The sequence below is a fragment of the Alcaligenes sp. Me129 genome (assembly GCF_050487245.1).
In the GTDB taxonomy this organism is placed as follows: Bacteria; Pseudomonadota; Gammaproteobacteria; order Burkholderiales; family Burkholderiaceae_B; genus Alcaligenes; species Alcaligenes phenolicus.
The window spans coordinates 24,240-45,040 of record NZ_JBKQGX010000005.1; the positions used below are offsets into that span (position 1 = coordinate 24,240).

Annotated in this window: 16 protein-coding genes; 3 read left to right on the forward strand and 13 right to left on the reverse strand. The window is 56.4% G+C overall.

The annotated features are described in order from the left end of the window. Window positions 1-9: 9 nt before the first annotated feature. Entirely contained in the window at window positions 10-1,923 is a 1,914-nt protein-coding gene (gene ftsH, locus ACLPGZ_RS06925; protein ID WP_009463092.1) for an ATP-dependent zinc metalloprotease FtsH, read from the reverse strand. Window positions 1,924-2,030: 107 nt separating this feature from the next. After that, window positions 2,031-2,669: an RlmE family RNA methyltransferase gene (locus ACLPGZ_RS06930; protein ID WP_009463090.1), complete on the reverse strand. Its 639-nt coding sequence runs from the start codon at window positions 2,667-2,669 to the stop codon at window positions 2,031-2,033. Between the two features lie 17 nt (window positions 2,670-2,686). On the opposite strand from ACLPGZ_RS06930, the gene ACLPGZ_RS06935 reads away from it, so the two are divergent. Continuing rightward, window positions 2,687-3,283: a YhbY family RNA-binding protein gene (locus tag ACLPGZ_RS06935; RefSeq protein WP_026485246.1), complete on the forward strand. Its 597-nt coding sequence runs from the start codon at window positions 2,687-2,689 to the stop codon at window positions 3,281-3,283. Between the two features lie 96 nt (window positions 3,284-3,379). On the opposite strand, the gene greA is transcribed toward ACLPGZ_RS06935, so the two are convergent. Then, window positions 3,380-3,856, reverse strand: a complete 477-nt coding sequence (gene greA, locus ACLPGZ_RS06940) for a transcription elongation factor GreA (protein WP_022983494.1) — start codon at window positions 3,854-3,856, stop codon at window positions 3,380-3,382. Window positions 3,857-4,263: 407 nt separating this feature from the next. Continuing rightward, window positions 4,264-5,589, reverse strand: a complete 1,326-nt coding sequence (locus ACLPGZ_RS06945; RefSeq protein WP_035270974.1) for a solute carrier family 23 protein — start codon at window positions 5,587-5,589, stop codon at window positions 4,264-4,266. Window positions 5,590-5,908: 319 nt separating this feature from the next. Between ACLPGZ_RS06945 and ACLPGZ_RS06950 the strand changes: the two genes are divergently transcribed. Next, window positions 5,909-6,547, forward strand: coding sequence for a histidine phosphatase family protein (locus ACLPGZ_RS06950; protein WP_035270975.1), 639 nt, complete (start codon window positions 5,909-5,911; stop codon window positions 6,545-6,547). 312 nt (window positions 6,548-6,859) lie between these two features. Here ACLPGZ_RS06950 and ACLPGZ_RS06955 read toward each other — a convergent pair whose 3' ends face one another. The 4 genes from ACLPGZ_RS06955 to carA all read right to left on the reverse strand — a co-directional run bounded on the left by ACLPGZ_RS06955 (window position 6,860) and on the right by carA (window position 13,096). After that, a complete protein-coding gene (locus tag ACLPGZ_RS06955) occupies window positions 6,860-7,630 on the reverse strand; it encodes an SDR family oxidoreductase (RefSeq protein ID WP_035270976.1) in 771 nt (256 codons plus the stop codon). Window positions 7,631-7,643: 13 nt separating this feature from the next. After that, on the reverse strand, window positions 7,644-8,540 hold the full coding sequence (lpxO, locus tag ACLPGZ_RS06960) for a lipid A hydroxylase LpxO (protein WP_026485242.1): 897 nt from the start codon (window positions 8,538-8,540) through the stop codon (window positions 7,644-7,646). A 141-nt stretch (window positions 8,541-8,681) separates the two neighbouring features. After that, the gene (carB, locus tag ACLPGZ_RS06965) at window positions 8,682-11,924 is read right to left on the reverse strand and encodes a carbamoyl-phosphate synthase large subunit (RefSeq protein WP_088450966.1); all 3,243 of its coding nucleotides are present in this window, start codon (window positions 11,922-11,924) and stop codon (window positions 8,682-8,684) included. An 8-nt stretch (window positions 11,925-11,932) separates the two neighbouring features. Beyond that, window positions 11,933-13,096 (reverse strand): glutamine-hydrolyzing carbamoyl-phosphate synthase small subunit, encoded by a 1,164-nt coding sequence (gene carA, locus ACLPGZ_RS06970; protein WP_035270978.1) that lies wholly within the window; start codon window positions 13,094-13,096, stop codon window positions 11,933-11,935. A gap of 169 nt (window positions 13,097-13,265) precedes the next feature. Between carA and tal the strand changes: the two genes are divergently transcribed. After that, a complete protein-coding gene (gene tal / locus ACLPGZ_RS06975; protein ID WP_009463071.1) occupies window positions 13,266-14,228 on the forward strand; it encodes a transaldolase in 963 nt (320 codons plus the stop codon). 141 nt (window positions 14,229-14,369) lie between these two features. On the opposite strand, the gene ACLPGZ_RS06980 is transcribed toward tal, so the two are convergent. The 5 genes from ACLPGZ_RS06980 to ACLPGZ_RS07000 form a co-directional block, all read right to left on the reverse strand. Next, window positions 14,370-15,470, reverse strand: a complete 1,101-nt coding sequence (locus ACLPGZ_RS06980) for a YncE family protein (RefSeq protein ID WP_239055197.1) — start codon at window positions 15,468-15,470, stop codon at window positions 14,370-14,372. An 85-nt stretch (window positions 15,471-15,555) separates the two neighbouring features. After that, the gene (locus ACLPGZ_RS06985) at window positions 15,556-17,979 is read right to left on the reverse strand and encodes a TonB-dependent receptor (RefSeq protein ID WP_239055196.1); all 2,424 of its coding nucleotides are present in this window, start codon (window positions 17,977-17,979) and stop codon (window positions 15,556-15,558) included. Between the two features lie 194 nt (window positions 17,980-18,173). After that, entirely contained in the window at window positions 18,174-19,160 is a 987-nt protein-coding gene (locus tag ACLPGZ_RS06990; protein ID WP_239055195.1) for a FecR family protein, read from the reverse strand. After that, the gene (locus ACLPGZ_RS06995; RefSeq protein ID WP_115634138.1) at window positions 19,150-19,653 is read right to left on the reverse strand and encodes a sigma-70 family RNA polymerase sigma factor; all 504 of its coding nucleotides are present in this window, start codon (window positions 19,651-19,653) and stop codon (window positions 19,150-19,152) included. The genes ACLPGZ_RS06990 and ACLPGZ_RS06995 overlap by 11 nt, the downstream gene beginning before the upstream one ends. A gap of 352 nt (window positions 19,654-20,005) precedes the next feature. Beyond that, window positions 20,006-20,800, reverse strand: a complete 795-nt coding sequence (locus ACLPGZ_RS07000) for an ABC transporter permease (protein ID WP_009463067.1) — start codon at window positions 20,798-20,800, stop codon at window positions 20,006-20,008. Between the last annotated feature and the right edge of the window lies 1 nt (window position 20,801).

The following is a 20,801-nucleotide window of genomic DNA, read 5'->3' on the forward strand; positions in this document are numbered from 1 at the left end:
TGTTGTAAGTTAAGCAACCGGCGTTGTCGCCGCGGCACCCTTGTCATCGGCTGGGCGAGGACCAGCGGCTGGTGGCGTGGAGCCATCGGAGGGTGTGTTGTCATTGCTGTTGGGCACGTGTGGAGCCCGTGGTGGCAAACCTTTCATGATGTCGTCGATCTGGTCGGCATCAATGGTTTCCCACTCCAGCAAGGCCTTGGCCATGGCATGCATCTTGTCCATATTGTCTTCGATCAGCTTGCGGGCAACCGCGTACTGTTCGTCGATAATCTTGCGGATTTCGAAGTCCACTTTCTGCATGGTGGCTTCGGACACATGGGTGGTTTTGGTGACGCTGCGACCCAGGAACACTTCGCCTTCGTTCTCGGCGTACACAACAGGCCCCAGAGAGTCTGTCATACCGTAGCGAGTTACGATGTCACGCGCAATTTGCGTGGCACGTTCAAAGTCGTTCGATGCGCCCGTGGTCATTTGATTCATGAACACTTCTTCAGCGATACGACCACCGAACAGCACGGCGATCATGTTCAACAGGCGCTCTTTGTCCATGCTGTAGCGATCGCCTTCCGGCAACTGCATGGTGACACCCAAAGCACGACCACGAGGAATGATGGTGACTTTGTGAACCGGGTCCGTCTTGGGTAGCATGCAAGCTACCAAGGCGTGACCGGCTTCGTGGTAAGCGGTGTTGCGACGCTCTTCCTCGGGCATGATCATGGTGCGACGTTCTGCACCCATGATGATCTTGTCCTTGGCGCGCTCGAAGTCCTGCATATCCACGGTGCGGCCATTTCGGCGCGCGGCGAACAAAGCGGCTTCATTGACCAGGTTAGCCAGATCAGCACCGGAGAAACCGGGAGTACCACGAGCCAGCACCACGGCGTCCACGTTGGGAGCCAAAGGCACTTTGCGCATGTGCACTTTCAGAATCTGCTCACGACCACGGATGTCAGGCAGGCCAACAACCACTTGACGGTCAAAACGGCCAGGACGCAGCAAAGCGGGGTCCAGTACGTCAGGACGGTTGGTTGCAGCAATGACCAGTACGCCTTGGCCGGTTTCAAAACCGTCCATCTCGACCAGCAACTGGTTCAGTGTCTGTTCACGTTCGTCGTTACCACCGCCCAGGCCTGCGCCACGCTGGCGGCCCACGGCGTCAATTTCGTCGATAAAGATGATGCAAGGCGATTGCTTCTTGGCGGTCTCGAACATATCGCGAACGCGGGAAGCACCCACACCCACAAACATTTCGACGAAGTCGGAACCGGAAATGCTGAAGAAAGGCACTTTGGCTTCGCCTGCAATGGCACGAGCCAACAGGGTCTTACCTGTACCCGGCGAGCCCACCATCAGGATACCGCGTGGAATGCGGCCACCCAGACGCTGGAAGCGGCTCGGGTCGCGCAGAAAGTCCACCAGTTCCTGTACGTCTTCCTTGGCTTCGTCGCAACCGGCCACGTCCGCAAAGGTAACAGGGTTGGAGTTCTCGTCCAGCAAACGTGCACGGGATTTACCGAAGCTGAATGCCCCGCCCTTGCCGCCACCTTGCATCTGACGCATGAAGAACACCCACACGCCAATCAGGAGCAGCATGGGGAACCAGGAGATGAACAGGCTGGTCAGGAAGGAAGGCTCTTCACGGGCTTTACCCGATACCTGCACACCGGATTTCACCAGTTCAGGCACCATCCACAGGTCACCGGGGGACGTCAGCGAGTAGCTGCGGCCAGAATCCGGCGTGACATGCAGGGTATCGCCCTGAATATCCACCTTGCTGATGCGGCCGGAGCGGGCATCATTCATGAATTGTGTGTAAGTGACGCCATCAGTGGCTGGTGGCCGGCCGTCAAACTGCTTGAAAACAGTAAACAGCACCAGCGCAATAACCATCCAGATCGCGACTTTGGAAAACGAATTGTTCAAAGCCAATCTCCTGCGATTGCGATAACTTGCTCCATATGCTTACACATACCTGAACAAGCGCCATACATAGTTCATTCTACCCGATTCAAAGCCCGGCAAGTCATAAATTACCTGCGCTTCAAGCCACGGGCAACGAGAAAGGTTTCGGAGGATTTATCACGCGAAGCCTTGGGTTTACGCTCGACGACTCTGACAAAATTCTGCTTGAAAGACTCCACGATCTGGGAAAACCCGCTGCCGTGGAAGGCTTTGACGATCAGTACCCCTTCATCGGTCAGATGCTGCAGGGCAAATTCCTGTGCCAGCTCGCATAAATGCTGGATGCGGGCGGAATCGGCCGATGCCACACCAGACAAGTTGGGGGCCATATCCGAAATCACAAGGTCTACCGCCGCACCTTTTAAGGAATCTTGCAATTGCTCCAGTACAGAGTCCTCGCGAAAGTCGCCTTGCATGAACTCTACCCCGGCAATTGGTTCCATTTCCAATATATCCAGTGCGATAATGCGACCATTGAGCACACCGCCAGGGCCGACCATGCGTTCCCGTATCAATTGCGACCAGCTGCCCGGCGTAGACCCCAGGTCCACCACCACCTTGCCCTGAACCTGAATCTTCTCCAGATCCAATATTTCACTGAGCTTGAAGGCCGCACGCGCGCGATACCCTTTTTGTTGCGCCAATTTGACGTAGGGGTCATTTATATGCTGCTGAACCCACTCTTTAGAGAATTTTTTCTTGGCCATTCCCGTACAATCTCTTTATGCCAAAACTCAACCTTACACCTCATGAGCGCAGCGAACTTCGTGCTGCTGCTCACGCTCTGCGCCCAGTTGTCCTGATTGGAGACAATGGCCTGACCGACGCCGTGATCAAAGAAATCACCGTCCACCTGCAGGCTCACCAGCTCATCAAGATCCGTGTGGCCGGTGATGACCGTCAGGCTCGTCTGACCATGTTAGAACAAATCTGCGATGCGCTCGATGCTGCCCCTATTCATCATCTGGGCAAAATCCTGACCATCTACAGACCCAATATCGAACGCCCCCCTGTTTTGGGAGCGCCTGTTGAAAAACCTACCCGTGCGGTGCGCAAGCCTTCGGAGCCTTACACGCCCAAAAAGCTGGCCGCTTCCGGTGTTCAGCGTACGCGCAAGACGGAACGTGCTCGCCGTGCTGAAATGCAAGCTGAACGCAGCAGCACCCAAGAGAAGAAAGCCTCGGCCGCACCACGCAGCGTTCAAAAGTTCTCGGCAGTCAAACCTGCTGCCGCGCCCCGTAGCAATACCAACCGTCCTGGCAGTGCCATGTCCTTGCGGGCAGGCGCTCGTCGCGGACTGGGCGGTTCGGGCAAACGCTAAACTGCCGTAAATTATAAGGCCCCCGCACAATGTGCAGGGGCCTTTCTTTTGCGTGCTCGAATCAACAGCAGGACAAGCCTGCTGTCAGAAGCAAGGTCAAACGTAACTGATCGACAGGATTTCGTATTCACGAATACCGGCGGGCGCCTTGACCTCGACCACATCGCCTTCGCTCTTGCCAATCAGGGCACGAGCCACAGGGCTGGAGATGGAAATCTTGTTGGCACGGATGTCGGCCTCGACGTCACCCACGATCTGGTAAGTCACGGTGTTGCCGGACTCCAGGTCCTCGATTTCAACCGTGGCACCGAACACGATGCGGCCATCCGCCTGCAGCGCGGCCGGTTCGATAATCTGGGCATTGGACAAAGTGCCTTCCAATTCGGCAATCCGACCCTCGATAAAGCCTTGGCGCTCGCGCGCGGCATCATACTCGGCGTTCTCGGACAAATCGCCTTGTGCTCGCGCTTCGGCGATGGCGTTAATTACATCCGGGCGTTCCACCGTCTTGAGGCGGTGTAATTCGACTTGCAAACGTTGTGCGCCCTGCGCAGTCAATGGGATCGCAGACATAGTATTCCTGCTCAACAAGTAAAAGACGCTCCGTAGCAGGAGCGCCTGGAAGATAGGGGGATAACGATGATGGGGCAAACAATCAAACAGGTTGAATCGGCCGACTTGAAAGTCCTGCTGACCCTACAGCGTACATTCAAACACACTGCTCAAGCCAAACCTGCCGGCTGCCCCAATATGGCTTTTCCGACACAGAGAAATTCTGCGGCAGAAAAAAACCCCGCGAAGAACCGGGGTGTGAGATCTATTGTCGGCAAACTGCCTGAAAATAGCAAGCCCCTGAAACCCCTGTGTAAAAAAACAGAAGCTCAAGGGCCACGGGTTTAGCGCAGGCTATTTCGAGACTGGCGACAGGCTGATGGCCAAACTAGTCAGAGCCAGGCCAGTCTTGATCCGCCTTGGGCCGACTACACCATATTCTGGCGACGGCCTCGCAACAAAGCGTGCAGCAAAATGGCACCAAAGGTGGCGCAGCCAATGCCGTCCAGACGAATCACGCCAAACTGCAAGGAGAAGTTACCAGCCCCCAGAATCAAGGTGACGGCTGCCACCAGCAAATTGCGGTTATCGCTGAAATCCACCTGGTTCACCACCCAGATACGGGCGCCGGCAATAGCGATCAAACCAAACACCACGATGGACATGCCACCGAGTACAGGACCAGGAATGGACTGGATCACGGCACCAAACTTGGGCGAAAAGCCCAGGAAAATCGCGATCACGGCAGCAAAGGCAAACACCAACGTCGAGTAGATACGGGTAGCGGCCATCACGCCGATATTCTCAGCGTAAGTCGTTACACCAGTGCCGCCTACGGAGCCGGACAGCATGGTCGCCACGCCATCACCCACGAAAGCACGACCCAGATAACCGTCCAGATCCTGACCGGTCATGGCGCTAACCGCCTTGATGTGACCCAGGTTCTCGGCCACCAGAATAATGGCCACCGGCACAATCACGGTCATGGCATGAGCCTGGAACACAGGCGCAGAAAAGCTGGGCAGACCCAGCCAGGCGGCTTCAGCAACCGGCGCAAAGTTGATTGGGGTGCCGTAGCCCATCACATTGGTGAAAACCCAGTACAACACGCAAGCCAGAGCCAAACCCACCAGAATCAGCAAGCGTTGAGCCACCCCACGGGTGTAGACCGCAATACCACCCACGCACAATACGGTCATCAAGGCCATCATGGAATCGAAGGTGCCGCTACCCATCGCGCCCTTGGCCGCAATAGGAGCCAGGTTCAGGCCAATCACCGCCACAATCGAGCCGGTAACAACCGGAGGCATCCAATGGTTGATCAAACGCGCTGCCCCACCCTGGGTACGGGCGTTGAACACCCAGACCAGAACACCGATCAGCGTATAGACCAGACCACAGATAATAATGGCCCCCAAGGCCACGCCAATATTGGGATTCGGGCCGCTGCCGGCATAGCCGGTAACTGCAATCACACCACCAATAAACGCAAAGCTGGAACCCAGGTAGCTGGGAACCCGGCCACCGACAAACACAAAGAAAATCAGCGTACCAATACCGGACATCAAGATGGCCAGATTGGGATCAAAGCCCATCAACAAGGGGGCCAGAATGGTGGAGCCGAACATGGCCACCACGTGCTGCGCACCCATGGCAATGTTTTGCGGCGTGGCCAGACATTCGTCGGGCTGCACAACCGCACCGGGTTCGCTGCCGGACACTCGGCGCCAACGCGGGAAGTAAGACTGAGACATAAAGGGTTCCAGAAAAGGAATAAAGAAATACAGCGCAATTCGTCACACGGTCGCGCAGTGCTCCCTGAGGCACTGGCTGATTCGTTGAGGCATGATTTTAAACGTGAAAGACTCAACAAGGCACCTGAAAATAAGGCAGTACGCGGTAAACCCCAACATGGATCCAGCCAATACAGGTTTCAAACTGCCTTTTGGCGTCGATGCTCGCGCTATATGCGGTATATACCCCCTCTATCTGCCTGTGCTTGACTGGCCCATTACAATAGACAATCAGCCTGCCTTTGGCAGTCCGATTCCCTAGCAGAGTGATTACGCCAGCATGAGTACGTCTATTTGTCTGATCCGCCATGGTGAAACCGCCTGGAACGCCGTACGCCGTTTACAGGGCTGGCAGGATATAGAGCTGAACGAGACCGGCCGCGAACAGGCCCGTGCCCTGCAAAGTTACCTGAGCTCCCCGGCGTTTCACATGCCTGTGGATGCCGTCATCAGCAGCGATCTGCAACGCGCCTCGGAAACTGCGGCAATTGCCTGTCAGCATTGGGATATTGAAATCCAGCAAGTCCAGGGACTGCGCGAACGCGGCTTTGGCAAGCTGGAAGGCCAGGCCTGGGATGCGGCAGGCCGCCATGGGCCGGATCAGCCCGACGATACCGTCGATATCGATTACGCCGTAGAGGGCGGCGAATCACTGCGTCAGTTTCAAACACGGGTTCTGAGCTGCTTTGAGGCGCTGGCGCAGGACAATGCGGGCAAGAACTTGCTGGTCTTTGCCCATGGTGGTGTCATCGATATGGTTTGGCGCAAGCTGAACCAGCAGGCACTGAATGCCAAGCGCACTCATGCCATTTTGAATACCAGTTTGAATTTCTTCAGTATCGATAAAGACTTGAACTGGACCTGTACGCAGTGGGGGCAGTTGCCACATCTGAATACGGCACTGGACGAGCAAGTCTAAGCCATACATAGCCATGATCAGGCAGGTACCCGCAGATCGGATTAGCTGCAGCGTTCGATAAACCAGCCTGAGACTTGTGCGGAGTCCTGTCCGCCTGACTCACCTCATCAGTTCCTGACAGTGTCTCCAGCGCCACGCCCGCAAGCTTTATCCTTACGATAGCGACGGCCCCATACCAGGAAGAGCCACAGGCACTATTGCGGTTGCGGTTGCGGTTGCGGTTGCGGTTGCGGCCATAAGCATAGCCAGCCCCCCCCTTCAAACCGCGATGAGGCCAACAAGGGCCTCAAAAATCAGCTACAGGGGCAATGATCAGCTTTTTTTGTTCAGTCGTGGCTTGCGCGGCGCCTGACGAGCCAGACGGTCATACAGCCAATTAGGCAAAAGACGCATCAGGCGCGAGACAACTCCCATCTGCCACGGAATGACTCGATAGGACACGCCCTGCTCGATGGTCTTGCGGGCTTTGCGGGCAAAGTCCTCAGCAGGCATCAGAAACGGCATGGAGTAAGGATTCTGCGCCGTCATGGCCGTGCGAATATAACCGGGCGTAATGGTGACAACAGAGACACCGTACAACGACAGCTCCAGCCGCAAGCTTTCGCAGTAGGCAATGACAGCCGCCTTGGAGCTGCTATAAGCCCCCGCACCGGGCAGACCACGAATACCCGCCACGCTGGCAATACCCACCAAGGTTCCCTTCCCCGCCGCTTTCATGGTGCCGATAAAAGGCTCGAAGGTCGCCACCATGGCCAGCAGATTTGTATCCACAATGGCTTTGAAGACGGCGAAGTCTTCGGTTTCTTCCGTCAAGGTGCCAGCGCTGATTCCTGCACTGGCAATGACCACATCAATTTTTTGCCCTGTGAACTGCAAAAAGTCCTGGGCCGCTTGATGCAAGGCGTCTCTGTCACGTACATCCGCCACATAGATACGGTGCACACCGGGCAAGCTCTCAGCCAACGCCTGGAGTTCTTCCTGACGCCGGCCCAGCAAACCCAGGCAAGCACCTTGAGCTGCGTATTCCTGAGCAAGCGCTTTGCCCAAACCGCTGCTGGCACCCGTGATAAAGACGGTTTGCATCTTTGCCTGCTTTTTACAGGAAGATCAGGGCAGCAATGCCCAGCACCAGCAACCACTTGAGGATGTAGTACAGGGTTTCGTTCTTTTTCTTGATCGCCTTGCCGAAACGACGCACAGCATAAACCGTGCCGAAAATACGGTTGATACCACCCGTGCGGTCGCCTTCCTGGTTAGGAGCGGCAGCGGCGCGCAGCAAGAAACCACCTACTGCGTGATTGATCGCCTGTGCCCAGCGGTAACGCATGGGGCGCTCTACGTCCGCAAACAAGATAATGCGGTTCTGATCCGTTTTGTTCTCGGCGTAGTGAATAAAGGTTTCATCAAACACCACGGCCTCGCCATCACGCCAGTGGTAGCGCTGGCCATCCACTTCGATATAACAATCCGGACTATTAGGCGTCATCAGCCCCATGTGAAAGCGCAGCGAACCCGCATAAGGGTCGCGGTGACGCGGTAAACGGGCACCGGGTGGCAAGGAGGTGAACATGGCCGCCTTGATCGAAGGAATGTCCTTGAGCAGATTGGTCGTCACCGGGCACAGTTCGCGTGCTGACGGATGATCCGCGTCATACCACTTCAGGTAAAAACGCGTCCAGCCGGTTTTGAAGAAGGAGTTGAAACCCGCATCGTTGTACTTGTCCGAGGCCTTGATATGGCCTTCGCCAAATAGCTGCTCGGCCTCGGCGCGAATTTCATCGCAGTGCTCCAGCAGCTTGTTCAGCTCGGGAAAGTGTTTCAAATCCAGATACGGCTCGTTCGGTACTGCCGAAAAGCCGTACATGAAGACGTTCAGAGGAGCCGTGAAGGTGGAATGATCCAGCAACTGGCGAGAAAACCGGTGCCTGACTCGACCCCTGAAGTGCACAACAATCGTGCACACGATGAACAAGGCAAGAATGAACCATTTCACGACATGATCTCCAAAGAAGAAAACTTCTGCACTGTGCAGGCGGTGGCCTGCGTGCTGCCCCAATACGACGGCTTGGTCTTGTCTGATGCAAGAACAAAAAAAGGCGCACCACTAAGGTGCGCCTTTCCAGCCGGGTAAGACTTAGTGTTTCGCGAGCAGAGCGTGCAGCTCTTGAACCGCGTAAACTTTCAAGCCCTCACCTTGGCTCAGATACTGCAAGCCTTGAACCGCCGCCACAGCACCGGCAATGGTGGTGTAGTAGGCCAGGTTGGCAGCCAGCGCATGTGTACGGATTGTACGCGAATCAACGATGGCGTTGCGACGCTCTTCAACCGTATTGATGACCAAGGAAACTTCACCGTTCTTGATCATGTCCACAATGTGCGGACGACCTTCGGTAACCTTGTTCACCACTTGAACAGCCAGACCGGCCTGCTCGATGGCGCTGGCGGTACCGCGGGTAGCCACAACCTTGAAGCCCAGCGAGATCAGGCCACGAGCCACTTCAACCGCTTGTGGTTTGTCCTGAGCACGCACGCTGATGAAGGCCAGACCGCCCTTGGGCAGGTTCACGCTGGCAGCCATCTGCGACTTCACGAAGGCTTCGGCAAACGAGGTGCCCACACCCATGACTTCGCCGGTGGACTTCATTTCAGGTCCCAGAATGGTATCCACACCAGGGAACTTCACGAAGGGGAACACGGCTTCTTTCACGCTGTAGTAAGACGGCGTGACTTCTTCAGTAATGCCTTGCTCGGACAGAGTCTGACCAGCCATGGCGCGAGCGGCGATCTTGGCCAGCTGCAAACCGGTAGCCTTGGACACGAACGGCACGGTACGCGAAGCACGTGGATTCACTTCCAGCACGTACACATCACCATCCTGAATGGCGAACTGCACGTTCATCAGGCCCTTCACGTTCAAGGCCTTGGCCATGAGTGCGGTCTGGCGCTTGATTTCAGCTACGGTTTCGTCGCTGAGCGAGTAAGGAGGCAAGCTGCAAGCGGAGTCACCGGAGTGAACACCAGCTTGTTCAATGTGTTGCATCACACCGCCCACAAACACGCGCTCGCCATCGGCCAGGCAGTCCACGTCCACTTCGGTAGCGTTGTTCAGGAAGTGATCCAGCAGCACGGGCGAGTCATTGCTGACCTTGACCGCTTCGCGCATGTAGCGCTCCAGGTCTTGCTGCTCGTGCACAATTTCCATGGCGCGGCCACCCAGCACATAGCTTGGGCGCACCACCAGGGGGTATCCAATTTCAGCAGCCAGAGCAATGGCTTCGCCTTCGGTACGAGCCGTACGGTTTGGCGGCTGACGCAGACCCAACTTGGTCAGCAGCTTCTGGAAACGCTCACGGTCTTCAGCCACGTCAATGGATTCAGGGCTGGTACCGATGATAGGTACACCGTTGGCTTCCAGAGCACGTGCCAATTTCAGCGGAGTCTGGCCACCGTACTGAACGATGGTGCCCACGGGTTTTTCGATGTGAACGATTTCCAGCACGTCTTCCAGAGTCAGAGGCTCGAAGTACAGACGATCGGAGGTGTCGTAGTCGGTAGAAACGGTTTCGGGGTTGCAGTTGACCATGATGGTTTCGTAACCATCTTCGCGCAATGCCAGAGCAGCGTGCACGCAGCAGTAGTCAAACTCGATACCCTGACCAATACGGTTAGGACCACCACCCAGAACAATGATCTTCTTCTTGTTCGTAGGATTGGATTCGCACTCTTCCTCGTAGGTCGAGTACATATAGGCCGTATCGGTGGAGAATTCAGCCGCGCAGGTGTCCACACGCTTGTAGACAGGACGCACGTTCAGTTGGTGACGCAGTTTGCGCACTTCCGATTCCACGGTGTCCAGCAAGAAAGCCAGACGGCGATCGGAGAAACCACGGCGCTTCAGACCGAACAGTGTGTCGCGGTCCAGATCGGCCAGCGTCTTTTGTTCCAGAGCCAGTTCGATGTCCACGATCTCTTTGATCTGGGCCAGGAACCAGGGGTCGATCTTGGTCAGGTTGTGAACTTCGTCCAGGGTCAGGCCTTGAGCGAAAGCATCGCCCACGTACCAGATACGCTCTGGGCCGGGTTCGCCCAGTTCGACCTGCAGTTTTTCGCGGTCGGTGGTTTTCTGGTTCAGACCATCCACACCCACTTCCAGGCCACGCAGGGCTTTCTGGAAGGATTCCTGGAAAGTGCGGCCAATAGCCATCACTTCACCTACGGACTTCATCTGGGTGGTCAGGCGCGAATCGGCCTGAGGGAATTTTTCGAAAGCGAAACGTGGCACCTTGGTAACCACGTAGTCGATGGTGGGCTCGAACGAAGCGGGGGTCGCACCGCCGGTGATTTCGTTCAGCAGCTCGTCCAGGGTGTAACCCACGGCCAGACGCGCAGCGATCTTGGCGATAGGGAAACCCGTGGCTTTGGAAGCCAGAGCCGAGGAACGAGACACGCGCGGGTTCATTTCGATAACGATCATGCGGCCGTTATCGGGGTTCACCGCGAACTGAACGTTCGAACCACCGGTATCCACACCGATTTCGCGCAATACGGCGATCGATGCATTACGCATGATCTGGTATTCGCGGTCGGTCAGGGTTTGGGCAGGAGCCACAGTGATGGAGTCACCGGTGTGCACACCCATGGGGTCCAGGTTTTCAATGGAGCACACAATAATGCAGTTGTCGGCGCGGTCACGCACGACTTCCATTTCAAACTCTTTCCAGCCCAGCAGGGATTCTTCAATCAGCAGTTCGTTGGTTGGCGATGCTTCCAGACCACGACGGCAGATGGTTTCGAATTCTTCAGGGTTGTAGGCAATACCGCCGCCCGTACCGCCCAGCGTGAAGCTGGGGCGAATCACGACGGGGAAACCGGCGGTGCCGATTTCTTCAGCGATACGCTTTTGAACCGCCCAGGCTTCGTCCATGCTGTGAGCCACGCCGGACTTGGCGGACTCCAGACCGATGGAGGTCATGGCGTCCTTGAATTTCAGGCGGTCTTCGGCTTTTTCGATAGCAGCGGCGTTGGCACCGATCAGCTCGACACCGAATTTTTCCAGCACGCCATGCTTGGCCAGATCCAGGGCGCAGTTCAGCGCGGTTTGGCCGCCCATGGTGGGCAAGAGCGCATCGGGACGCTCTTTTTCAATGATTTTCTCGACAGCTTGCCAGGTGATGGGCTCGATGTAGGTGACGTCGGCCGTATCCGGGTCCGTCATGATGGTGGCCGGGTTGCTGTTGACCAGCACAGTCCGGTAACCCTCGGCCTTCAGGGCCTTACATGCCTGGGCTCCCGAGTAGTCGAATTCACAAGCCTGACCAATGATGATCGGGCCTGCGCCAATGATAAGAATGCTTTTTAAGTCTGAACGCTTTGGCATAGTGCGATTTATTTATTGGCCTGGTGGGCAGCCATCAGGCTGATGAATTTGTCGAACAGCGAGGCAATATCGCGCGGGCCGGGAGTGGCTTCGGGGTGACCCTGGAAGCAAAACGCGGGGCGATCTGTCAACTCGAAGCCTTGCAGGCTCTGGTCGAACAAAGAAATGTGCGTGACCTTGGCATTGGCTGGCAAGGTTGTGGCATCCACCGCAAAGCCGTGATTCTGGCTGGTGATGAACACGCGGCCGCTGGCCAGTTCCTGCACAGGGTGGTTGGCACCGTGGTGGCCATTTTTCATCTTCAAGGTCTGAGCACCTACGGCCAGACCCAGGATCTGATGACCCAGGCAAATACCAAACACAGGCAACTTGCGCTCCAGCAAGCCCTTGCAAGCTTCGATTGCGTAATCGCAAGGCTCCGGATCGCCAGGGCCGTTGGACAGGAACACGCCATCAGGTTCGTAAGCCAGCACATCGGCCAATGGAGTTTGCGCAGGCACGACGGTGACCTTACAGCCACGGTCCGCCATCAGGCGCAGGATGTTGGCCTTGACGCCAAAGTCGTAAGCCACCACGTGGAAGCGGTCGCCTTCGGGCTTGGAGAAACCTTGGCCCAGTTCCCACGAACCTTCGGTCCAGTTGTAGGACTTGTCGGTGGTAACCACCTTGGCCAGGTCCTGACCTTTCAGGCCAGGGAAAGAGCGGGCCAGTTCCAGTGCACGTTCGGCATCATCACCCACCAGGATGCAGGCACCCATGGAGCCTTTCTCGCGCAAAATGCGAGTCAGCTTGCGGGTGTCGATACCGGAGATGGCCACAACGCCCTGAGCTTTCAGGTAGTCGGGCAAAGACTGGGTGGAGCGGAAGTTGGACAGGCGGGCGGGACAATCGCGAATGACAAGCCCGGCAGCGTGGGCTTTGGTGGATTCGGAGTCCTCTGGATTGACACCGGTATTACCGATGTGCGGATAGGTAAGCGTAACAATTTGACCGCTGTAGCTTGGGTCTGTCAGGATTTCCTGATAGCCCGTCATGGCTGTATTGAAAACGATCTCAGCAACACAGTGCCCCTCGGCACCGATTGATACCCCTTTGAATAGGGTTCCATCCGCCAGGGCTAGGACGGCACTAGTGATAGTGCGGGACTCCTCAGGAAATAAAGACGGCAGCACGTTAAAAACCCCGGATTCTGAAATTAATATTAAACCTTCTAATTATATGCTCAAACGGGGTTTTTCCGGTAGTTTATCGGTAATAACACCGAAACCAGGCACGAAAACCTGGAAAATCGACTACAGTAATTGATTGGTTTGATGGCTTTGCGATGGACTAGTAACAGACATGACTACTCAGCTTGACTCCCTGCGCCAGTGCACAACCGTAGTGGCCGACACAGGCGATTTTGAAGCGATGCGTGCGTATCGCCCTACCGATGCAACAACCAATCCTTCCCTGATCTTGAAGGCTGTCCAGCAGGCGGCCTATCGCCCCTTGCTGGACCGTGTCATCGCCGACCACCCTCACGCCAGCCTGGCTGAAACCAGCGATCTGTTGCTGGTTGCCTTTGGCCAACAAATTCTGGACATTGTTCCCGGCCGCGTCTCCACCGAAGTGGATGCCCGCCTGTCTTTTGATACCCTGGCCAGTGTCGAGCGCGCCCGCCATATCATTCAGCATTACGAAAAGGCCGGTGTGCCGCGCGAACGGGTACTGATCAAGCTGGCCAGCACCTGGGAAGGCATTCAGGCCGCCCGTACGCTGCAAGCCGAAGGCATCAACTGCAACCTGACCCTTTTGTTCTGCCTGCCGCAAGCCATCGCCTGCGCCCAGGCCAAAGTCACCCTGATCTCGCCCTTTGTGGGTCGCATCTACGACTGGTTCAAGAAAACCGCTGGCCAGGACTGGGACGAAAGCGCCAACCAGGGCGAGAACGATCCCGGCGTGCGCTCGGTCCGCAGCATTTACGAATACTACAAAACCTATGACATCCCCACGGAGATCATGGGTGCCAGCTTCCGCAATGTCGGCCAGATCAAGGCGCTGGCCGGTTGCGATCTGCTGACCATCAGCCCGGATCTGCTGGGCCAGCTGGATGCAGCCCAGGGTGAAGTCCCTGCCATGCTGGATGTGGCGCGCGCCAAGGCGGTTGCCCCCGAATGGCGTGCCAGCAATGAAATCACTTTCCGCACGGATTTGAACCAGGACGCGATGGCTACTGAAAAGCTGGCCGAAGGCATCCGTCAGTTCACCGCGGATGGCATCAAGCTGGACTCCTTGATTCAGCAAGCGCGTCAGCAGGCTTGATCCCAGGCACAGCAATATAAAAGGCTTTGCACCCTGCAAAGCCCAGAAAGCAGAATCCCTGCTTGATCAAGAACTTGAGCAGCAAAAAGACTCAGCCCGGCATTGCGCCGGGCTGATTTACTTTGAACCTTCAGGCTGCAATCAGATCTTGCTCAGATCAATACGCACCACACTTTCGCGGGCGCTGACCTTATGGTCAGGCGTGAAGGGAGCTTTCACCGTGACATACAGTTGATCGTCCGGCCCCAGCAGCAGACTGTTGGGATGAGCAGGCAAGCTGTATTCCGCCTTTTTCGCATAGCTGCCCGCATCCAGCACAGACACCTTGCCCTGCTGGCGGTGCGACACATACAGCTCGTCACGCTTGGGGTTATAGACAATATCCAGCGCGTCCCCTACGTCCAGTTGCTCCAGCAGCTTGCCTGTGCTGGCATCCAGCACATAAACCGTTTTCTGATGCTGGTTTTCCGTGGCGTATAAACGGTTGCGCTTCGGGTCCAGAGCAAAGTTGAGCAAGATCGCCGGCTTGTCCCCGGCAGGTTTCCAGCGCTGTTGGATCTGGTTCTTGTCCGTATCAATCACCAGCACTTCACCGTCGCCATTGCCTGCGTACATACGGCGATGATCCGTGTCCAACAACAAGCCGGTCACCCATTTGCCCGCATTCTCAATGGTGTTGAGCACTTCCATGCTGCTCGTGTCCAGCACCCAGATTACCGCCGGATTGCCTACGCCCCCTACATAAAGACGCTTATGGGCCTCATCCAGCTTCACCGTACGTGGCCCCACCTTGAAACCATCCGTCCCCATATTGCTGAAGGCCGTACGTTTCAAACCGCCCTTTTCGCCCAGCTCCACGCGCGCAACTGCCGGGTTCAGGCTGTTCGTCATGAACAGCACATTCCCCTCGGCATTGCTGCTCAAGCCAAAATTGCTTTCATCGGTGTGAATCACACCCAGCACATCCAGAGTCTGCGGGTCCAGCTTGTAGAGCGCCCCGCCCCGCACACCATCAAGCATTTCTGCCGAGGCTACATACAGGGCCTTTTCAGACGCGCTGAAAGCCATCTGATAAATCCCGTAAGCCAGTTCCTTGCGCAAGGCGCCATCGGCCGTGATCAAGCTGCGCTGCGCCAACTCTGGACTCAAGGGCTGCACAGATGGCTGGGTAGGTTGAGCATACGCGGTCACGCTCAACAGGGCCGCCGACAGAACGGACATCAGAAAACATCGTTTCAACATTTTGTTTTTCCCTTCCAGGTCCAGGTAGGGCCAGGCGGTATCGAATACAGCCGCGAAGCCCTGCCTGACGTTAACAATCAGCGAATCAGAAATTCACGGAGGCCGACAACATGAACGTGCGCCCTGCCCCGTTCGTGGCAAAGTTGCTGGAAGCCAGCCAGTAGCGCTTGTCGGTCAGGTTTTCGATATTGGCGCGGATCACCACATCCTTGCCCGCAATATCGGTGTAGTAGCGCGCACCTACATCAAAGCGGGTCATGGCGGGCAGCTTCAAGGTATTGGTGTTGTTCAGATACTGGGACGAGGTATGAATCACGCGACCATTCAGGCTCAGGCCTTGTACCCAAGGCGTATCCCAATCCAGACCCAGGTTATAGGTGCTGGCAGGTACACCCGGTGCCCGGTTGCCTTCATTCACACCGTTCTGGGTTTTGGTGAGCTTGCCTTGGGTAAAGCCAGCACTGGCCATCATGCGCAAACCTGGCATCAATTCACCGTAGGCACTCAGCTCCAAACCACGGTTGCGCTGTTCGCCAAAGTAGCCATACACATTGTTTCCATCCTCTTGCCCTGCAGGTCGGGCAATCTGCCACAGGGAGGCCGAGGTCATGATGCCACCCCAATCCACTTTCACACCCGCCTCATACTGACGGGACTTGAAAGGCTTGAGAATCTCGCCACGATTCGCGTAGGTGTCCCCAACAATCGTGCCGCGCGTCAAACCTTCGGTGAAGTTGGCGAAGACCGAGACATTCTCCATCGGCTTGACCACAATCCCCGCCAAAGGCGAGATGGAGCTGGCCTTGTAATCGGAGGTTTTTACACCTGTAGTCGTATTGAAGCTGGTGACATCCACGGTCTGACGACGCGCCCCCACCGTCAGCAAGACACGGTCATCCGCAAAGGACAAGGTATCTGCCACGGCAAAGCTGAGCAGGCCGGTACTGGACGCTTTTTGTGGCGTCAGCCGCTCTGTTGGACCTGCCGGAATAGGCACAGGATTATAGATATTGGAGTCCGCCACTTCCGTGCCAGGGCTGTAGGCATTGCCCAGCTCCTGATCCATATAGCTCACTCCGAAAGCCAGCTTGTGCGCCACGCTGCCCGTGTCGAAATCCACGCTCAAACCCGCATCGCTACTTAGCGTTTTGGAATAGGAGTCATAGAACGTGGAGATCACGCTGAAATTGCCGTCAGCATCTACAGACTGGCGCACATTGGGATTCCCCGGTTTCACATTCACCGGGAAAATCTGGCGGTTCTTGCCGTGGCGATAGCCCACCCCGATATGCCCGGTTACCGAATCGCTGAAGTCATATTCCAGACGGGACATGATGGTGTTGTCGCGCTGGGTCAGGCGAGTGCCGGGGTAGAAATTGGTACGGCCATCCGGAGGTGCAGGCAGCTCGGTCAGATCGCTTTGAAAGCCAATTTGTGAACGGATATTTTCCAGCGTGTCTTCCTGGTGGATGACATCCGCAGACCAGCGCAAACGGGCGCCTCTATAATCCACGCCCAGGGCGGCCATGCCCAGATCCTGCTTGCCATCGCGTGACGTGGCTTCTCCACCGCGCTTGACGCCGTTAAAGCGCACGCCCCATTCCTTGTTTTCACCGAAGCGGCGACCCACATCCAGCTGTGCCGTCACATTTGCCTGGCTGACATAACTGGCCGTCACGCGGGTCAGCGGCTCGTCCTCGGCCCGCTTGGTCACCAGATTGATCGCCCCGCCTATACTCCCTCCGGGTGGGATACCGCGCATCAAGGTGCCGGGCCCTTTCAGGACTTCCACACGCTCCAGAATCTGCACGGGCACACGGCTGGAAGACACCAGGCTATACAAGCCGTTCACGCTGACATCACCACTGCCTACCGCAAAGCCGCGAATCACAAAGTCCTCACCAAAACCGCCGGTAGAAGTCGTCGTCCGTACAGCCGCATCATTCACCACCACATCGGCCAGAGTTCTGGCCTGCTGGTCATAGAGCAATTCGGAGGTGTAGTTGGTGGTGCTAAAGGGGTTGTCCATCACATCCACGGAACCCAGCAAACCCAGGCTACCCCCTGTTGCCACTTGCCCGCCCGCATAGGCAGGCGACAAGTCGCCCAGAATCCCGCCCTTGACGGTAATGGTGGACAGCTCGGCCACCGAGGAGGCCGGGTCCGGCGTCAGGCTGATGGTATTACCCTTGCGCTTGTACGTGATGCCCGTGCCCGCCAAGAGCTGCTGCAAGGCCTGCTCAGGGGAATAGCTGCCCGACAAGGCCGGCGCCTGATGGCCATCCACCAATTCCTGAGAAAAGAAAATCTGGACCGAGGCCTGCTGCGCCAACTGCAACAAGGACTTGCTAAGGGGCTGCACAGGAAGATTGATGGAGGTGGCTTGAGCCTGCGCACGTACGTCCAGCGGCAAGGCGCTGACGGCGCAGGCCAGGCTGATTGCCAGAATCGTCAAGCGTGTATTGATCGCGGGCTTGTTGCGCCACACAGAAAAGGTCGGTGTATTCACAGTCTGACTAGGTCCAAAGAGTAGCAAGGCACGCGCAAGGCGGCCTCAAGGCAAGGTGATGGGCGCTGCCGTCTGCGACATAAAACAGCTCCCCTTACTCTATCGACGAACCAGAATCAAAACACCGGAACAAAAATGAGAATTATTTTTGATAAATAAAAAATAGAGCCCGGATTGCCAGGCAAACTCGTGCTCTATTCGCTGATTCGCAGTTGTCCGCTGGGCAAGGTTTGAACTTTCACTGGCACCAGATCCGGCAAGGTATGGATCAGGGCCAAAGGCTCATTCACACTGAAAACCCCAGCCACCTTGTAGGAGGAAAAACGGGGTGCATCGAAAACGGCCGCTTGCGGCAAGTAACGATTGATCTGCGCTACCGCCTGCTCCAGCGGCGTGTTTTCGAACACAATCATGCCGTTACGCCACGCCAGGCTGGTATCCAGATCCGCCTTTTGTACCTCTCCCAGAGGAGCATCCTCAGCCGTGTGAACGGATTGCCCACGCTCCAGCAAGCGTGTATCCCGGTCCCACCAGGCACCCTGCTGCACCTTGACTGAACCGGACTCCACCGTCACCTGTAATTGCTGCTGCTCATGCAGAACATTGAAGCGCGTACCTGTGACCACCACCCTGCTTTGCCCGGCATGCACCACAAACGGCCGGGACCGATCAGGCTGCACATCAAAGAACACCTCGCCTGCATAAAGGTCAACGACACGCTCATTCTCGTAAAAATGAATCTGCGCGCGTGTGCCGGTATTGGCCATCAGGATAGAGCCATCGGGCAGACGCAATTCCTCGTGCAGCCCGCGTGGGGTCGTCAATGTGGCTTGATAGGAAGGCTCAGTATCCAGGCTAGCCCGTATGCCCACAGCGGCAAGCACACCCGCCGCACACAGTCCTGCCGTCATGCCCCAGGCAAAACGACGACGTGGCTTGTTGACCGGAGCCGATGGGCGCGAAGCCCGCAAGGCAGCCCGCAGCTCGGACTCGGGAATCTGCAAGGTCGCTTGCCAGATCGCCTCCAGATGGCGGTAACAGCGATCATGCTCCTGATCGGACTGACGCCATTGCTCGAAGGCACGCCAATCCTCGGGCGAGGCATCACCCGAGCGCAGATGAGAAAACCAGGCGGCCGCCTGATCCTGTGCGGTCGCTGCGTTCAGGACATCAGGGGGCATACTTCTGTAACCTTGTACTCAAATGTCGCAGCGCTTTGTTCATATGCTTTTCCACCATGGCACGGGAGATACCCAGTTCACTGGCAATCTCGGCATGGGAGCTTCCCTCCAGGCGCTGGTAAATATACACCTGCCTGCAAATGTCCGGCAGTTCATCCAGAACCGTTCTTAAATCATCGACCATCTGGCTGGAATAAGCCTGGGACTCCGGGCCAACTGCTAGCGGATGCTCGGACTCATGCAGTTCATGCAAAGGCACCATGGGCAGCTTTTCCTCCCGTCTGTGTCGGTCGATCAGACCGTTGGAGGTACTGCGTTGCAGATAGGCGGCCGGATTATCAGCCGAAACCGAGCCGTTTTCCAGTATGCGCAGCACGGCGTCGTGCATGGCATCTTCCACATCGTGATCAACTTGAGATCGACGCCGCCACGCCCCCAGCAGCTCGCTGTAGTGAGCAAGCCAGGTTTTACGAAAGGCACGGCGGTCGGACATGAAAGCAAAGAGCCTGCAAGGAAATGAGAAGGCTGATAATAACAACAATTCTCATTTCCAAACAAATGAACGGATCTTGATCAAGGGTTATATATCAGCCTAAATAGACCTGCTTTCTGCTTTGCGCTGAGTCCTATCCAAAGTGACTCTAAGCAGAAAAACACCTCAAGCCGTGCATGGCTTCCTCAAGGCACGACGTGCTCCCCACTAGGCTTCAGTTTTTTAAACTTTCAGCGCTCACCAAAATGCCGAGCCACAAAAATGCCGGCACAAAAAAACCGGCCTCTCCAAAAAGAAGCCGGTTTTCGGGGCAAGCCCTGTCAGATCGCTATCTGACCGCAAGCGACATGGATCAGAGCTTTTCTGTACCGCCACCTTGTGGCCGCCAGGCCAACAAGCGGTCTTCAAACACACTGACCAGTCCATCCAGAATCAGCGCAAATACCGTAAGCACCACAATACCGGCAAACACCGTATTCACGTCCAATGTGCCCTCTGCCTGCAGGATCAGATAACCGACCCCACTGGCTGAACCCAGGTATTCACCCACCACAGCACCCACAAAGGCCAGACCGACCGAGGTGTGCAGGCTGGAGAACACCCAGCTGGTTGCCGAAGGGATATAGACGTGGCGCAGCAACTGGCGACGGCTGGCACCCAGCATGCGGGCGTTGTCCAGCAAGGTGGAGCTGACCTCACGTACACCCTGGTACACGTTGAAGAACACGATGAAAAACACCAGTGTCACGGCCAGAGCCACTTTGGACCAGATGCCCAGACCAAACCACATGCCGAAGATAGGCGCCAGAATGACGCGCGGCATGGAGTTGGCTGCCGTCAGGTACGGGTCCAGCAAGGCAGCTGCACGCGGCGACAGGCCCAGCCACAGACCGCAAGCCAGGCCGGCAATCGTACCGATGGCAAAGGCCAGCAAGGTTTCGCTCAAGGTCACACCCAGGTGCAGGTAAATATCACCATTGGTGACGAACCAGGCCCAGATCACCTTGACCACTTCCAGTGGCTGGCCAAAGAAGAAGGCTACTTTGGGGTCCAGCGTAAAAAAGTGCCAGGCAGCCAGAATGACGATGAGCAGCGAAATTTGCCAGCCGCGCAGGGCCAGCTTGGATTGAGTAATAGATTTAGACATA